Here is a 4,886-nt window from a genome sequence, read left to right on the forward strand (position 1 = left end):
ATTGCGATTTCATCACCAATATCAGTTCCTAATGTCTGATTAAGCGGTTCGCCTGCACTGCTTGCATTAATACATAAAAATATCAAAAATACAAGCATTGCACAAATAAATAAATTCTTATTAACCTTCATTCAATCACTCGATTCAATAATATTATAAAGTAAAATTAAAAAAATATCAACTTTATATTATATAATAATTTTATTAATAAGAATATTTAAATCCATATTGTTTTAAAAAAAATAAGTTTAAAATGATAATAAAAAAAATTAAAAAAAAGAGTAGCGAGATTAAATCCCACTAATTGAATGTTAATTTTACTGTTTTTGTTGCTTCTTTATAAGTACCGTCCTCTTTAACATCAATGGTTGCAGCAAATGTGCCTTTGTTACTGTTTTTAATGTTGAAGGTCACTTTACCGTTCTTATCTGTTTTACCAGTGTAAGTTTTACCATTCAATGTTAATTTGGCTATTTTACCAGACCTGAGATATGCTTTACCATCGTGAGATGATCCGACAATAGTAGATAAGGAAATTGTGTACTTAACTTTTGCATTTGCTTTTAATGTTTTTGCAGATGCTTTGACTTTGATTGGTTTTTTATCCAAATCAACACATACTGAAGCAAATGTGCCTGTGAAGTCATCATTTCCGCCGAAGAAGAATGCCATAGTGTACCTTCCGGCTCTAACCATGTTGAGCTTATATGGGTTGAAGCTACCTTTTTCATTGGTTGTTCTGTTATAAACTTTGTCGTTTACTGCAAACTGTATTTTAGCACCGCTAATCGGTTTACCATCTATATCCAGTAACTCTGTTGCATAGTACATTCCTTCTTCACCTGCTTTGGTATCAACAGCATAACCGTTAAGGGTTATTACACCACCCGGAATGTTAAACCTTGTTTCAGCTTTAACAACACTAGGAACAGATGGAGAATTAAAAGTCAAAGTAGTATTTACACCAGATATTTCATCGTTTCCAGCAAAACTAATAGCAATTACGGCACCATTTTCACCTTTAATTGTAAATTTACCATCCTTATCAGTTAATGCAGTATTTACCGCACCATTTAAAGCATATGTAATTGGGGCACTGACAATAACATTACCCTCACTATCTTTAAGCGCAATAGAAATGGATTGGTCATCGCCAATTGTGATTTCACTGAATTCAGATGATTTTAAAACAACAGGAGCTGTCTTATTGGTTTCAACAGTTGCAGTACCATTTACATACTCAATTGGATACTCAATACCGTCAACAACAACAGTCTCAGGAACTGAACTGTTAGTGGCATTAGCCTTAGCTTCCTCTAATTGATTAAGTAAATCTTCAATTGTTTGATTAGCAGCATCAAGGTCGTTTTCCAATTTAGTAGCATTAGTTTGAGCTTCCTCCAACTCACCAGCCAAATCATCAACCCTCTTATTAGCATCAACAAGATTCTCACTCAACTTAGTAGCATTAACCTTAGCTTCTTCCAACTCACCAGTCAAATCATCAACCCTCTTATTAGCATCAACCAAATCATCAGCCAAAGCAGAAGCATTAGCTTGAGCTTCCTCCAACTCACCAGTCAAATCATCAACCCTCTTATTAGCATCAGCAAGATCATCAGCCAAATTAGTAGCATTAACCTTAGCATCCTCTAACTCACCGGTTAAATCATCAACCCTCTTATTAGCATCAGCAATATCCTCAACCAATTTAGTAACATTAGCTTGAGCTTCCTCCAACTCACCAGTCAAATCATCAACCTTACCATTAGCAACAGCCAAATCCTCAACCAAAGCAGAAGCATTAGCCCTAGCTTCCTCCAACTCACCGGTTAAATCATCAACCCTCTTATTAGCATCAGCCAACTCGCCGGTTAAATTTTCAATCTTTTCTTTTGCTTCAGCAAGTTCATCAGGTAAACCTGTATCGATAGTAGTACCATTCACAGCAGGAATATTATATTCCTTACCATCAATGACAACAGTAATATTATCCGGTTCTACAGGCTCTTCAGCAACATTAAACGCATAGGATGTAAATCCTGCATTGTATTTATTGGTTTCCAGACTTTCAACTGTTATTGTATATGTTCCCGCCTTGGTGATTTCATATTCACCTGTCACTTTTTCAGTGTTTACTTTGATGGTTAAAGCACCGTCAGTTTCATTTACAACACTGATTGTTACTTTATCGCCGATTTTTGCATCAGCAATAGGGGAAACTGTGAGTATTGCCTCTTTTTTAGTTGCTTCAAATAATTTGGTTACAGTTTCGCCAGCATACTCTTCATTTTCACCTGCAATTACAGTAATATTATAGATTCCTCCTTTTAAAGGAACATATTTTACTTTACCGCTAGCTACCTGGAGAACATCGCCTAAAGATAATCCCAATGGGCCATTTGCATTAATTATGCTCTGCACTTCTCCATTGATGGTGACAGTCAGTTGCGCATTAGTGTCGGATGTGATTCCTATTAGAATTTCATCTCCAACTTTTACATCATCAGGAACATCAATAGAAATGTTTGCCCTTTTCTTGTCGGCTACGGTGAGAGTATACTCCTGTGATTTTGATGATTCATAGTTATCATCACCGCAATATGTAGCCACGACTGAATAGTTGCCTGTGCGGTCAAAAATTAAATCCAAAGTATCGGTTTTGGATAAATTCACCATGTATGAAGTTCCGTTAATGTCAATTGAAACCATTCCTGTAGCTTTTTGAGGAACATCAACCCTTATTGTGGCTTTTTCACCGACTTTAATGTTATCGAAACTCAATTCAATGCTAGATTGCCTTTTAGGAACAGTGAATATTTCGGATTTGAACTCTTTGTTTTCATATATTATTATTAAAGTATGGTTGCCTGCAGATATGTCCTTAACTGTGTGGTTTGCCTTTCCGCCAGCGAGTTGGTAAACATTGCTGTTTCCATCTACAATTACATTTACATTACCGCTGACATTCCCAATTTCTATATTGATTATTGCATCATCACCTGAAATCTCAATGTTGCTTTCAATTTGAACATTATCGGCAATGTTGATTGTGAATTGGGTTTCGGCTTCATTGAACTCATATTCACTTTCATTTAAAGTTACTTTAACGTTGTAAACATCATTTGCCAAATCAGGTAATTTCAATGTGGCAACCCCATCTTTTGAAGTTGCATTATGAGGCCTGTTGTTAACAAGAACTGTGAATGTTTCATTTATGCGATTTGAACCGAAAACATTGATGAATGCATAGTTGCTATAGACATTTACATTCACGTCAATCCATATTTTTCCTTTAACGTTTATTGAATCTGTTGCATCTGAAGCGAAATAACTGTTGTCTCCATTAAATGATGAAGCTATGTCATAAACTCCCTTATCCAGTTTGATATAGACAATAGCCTGACCGTTATTATCAGTTGTGTTCATAAATGTAGAATTGTTGACTGTGAAAATGATTTGCCTATTTGATACCGCATTATCGTTTTCATCCAACAGAGTTATATTGAAAGCAAATGCGCTGTCATCGGTTGCATTTAAACTGCTGGAGACTATTTTTGTCTTATACATCTCAATTACAAATTCCCCACTTAAAATAGCTGCAGAATAATCGGAATCATCAGAAAGTGAAACATGAACACTGTACAAATTATTGGATAAATTATTTATTGTTAATGTGTTAGTTCCGTTGGTTAAATTGAATGGAAGGTTTTCACCGTTGATATTCATAATTATGCTTTCATTAAGCGGTTTGTTGGCAGTTACTGTGATATTAACATTATTGAAAACACGGGTAATGTTTAATGCCCATTCAATATCTATTTTTGGAAGAGTGTAAGATGTCATGTTGGAAGATGAATTGTAACCTGTTGCACCAAATGAAGCGGATATTGAATTGACCTTTTTATTAAAGCCATATGATAATATTGCAACACCATTTTCCACATTGACAGTCCGGTTTTCGCCGTTTATATTGAAAGTGACATTTCCATATTTTACAAGATTTCCAAATTCATCATAAACCTTAGCTGAAATGTTGGATAACCCATCCTGTTTAAAGTCAATGCTCAGATTTGTCAATGTATTGATTGGATTTAAATATGTAAATGCCTTAATACAAGCCACACCAGAATTATAATTGTGGTCTGGGTAAGTTTTAGAAAAATTGTATAAATCGAACCAATTTACACCGTCCCAGCTTATATAAGAAACACCAGGAGCATAAACCAATTTATTTAAAGAATATATTTCAGATATCGGAACTCCCACATCACCGGAGGTGGTAATATTGAATATGACCTCAAAGACATCCCCGCTTTTGACTGGAATGAACTTATTGAGATTGAATGTATAATAACCTGAAGCTGAAATTCCGGATAATGCATCCTTTATCTCATCATTTACAAGAACTGTTGCTGTCCAGTTGGTTGCTTTTTCAAAGTATGTTGAAACAGCCGCCAGATATTCATCACAAGTTGAAGTGAATCTGTTCTTGTACAATGCATTTGATGTGGTGCTGTAAAAGTAATCTGTCATTCCTGCTATATCATATTGATAATTTTTATCAAAACGGATTGTGTCATTTAAAATGAAAGTATATGAAGAAGCTTCCACGTTAGGTGCTGCAAAACTTGAATCATAATATGAAACATAGAAGTATCCGTCATTTCCCCAGCTTGAATCCCAGCTGTTTCTTACAATCCATGCACCGTCACCAGGGATGGAGCTTCCGTATTTAAAATTATATTTTGAGTATGTATCATCCCATCCGACAATTGTTACTGCATGGTTTCCACCAGTACCCCAGTAGTAATAAGCAAAGGTATCATAGTTTAAATAAGAATTATGAAAATACATTCCAGTTCCTACAGCACCATAATTCAGGA

General features: G+C 35.1%; 1 protein-coding gene. It reads right to left on the bottom strand.

All coding sequences use genetic code 11. From position 1 onward, the window contains the following. Positions 1-300: 300 nt before the first annotated feature. Positions 301-4,857 (bottom strand): Ig-like domain repeat protein, encoded by a 4,557-nt coding sequence (locus ACJMLH_RS11050; RefSeq protein ID WP_405277715.1) that lies wholly within the window; start codon positions 4,855-4,857, stop codon positions 301-303. Positions 4,858-4,886: the final 29 nt, after the last annotated feature.

Source organism: Methanobrevibacter sp. (assembly GCF_045116495.1).
Lineage (GTDB): Archaea > Methanobacteriota > Methanobacteria > Methanobacteriales > Methanobacteriaceae > Methanocatella.

Excerpts from the sequence above, each read along its gene's own strand:
- ACJMLH_RS11050 (WP_405277715.1), bottom strand. The coding sequence starts at position 4,857 with ATGTATTTTCATAATTCTTATTTAAACTATGATACCTTTGCTTATTAC.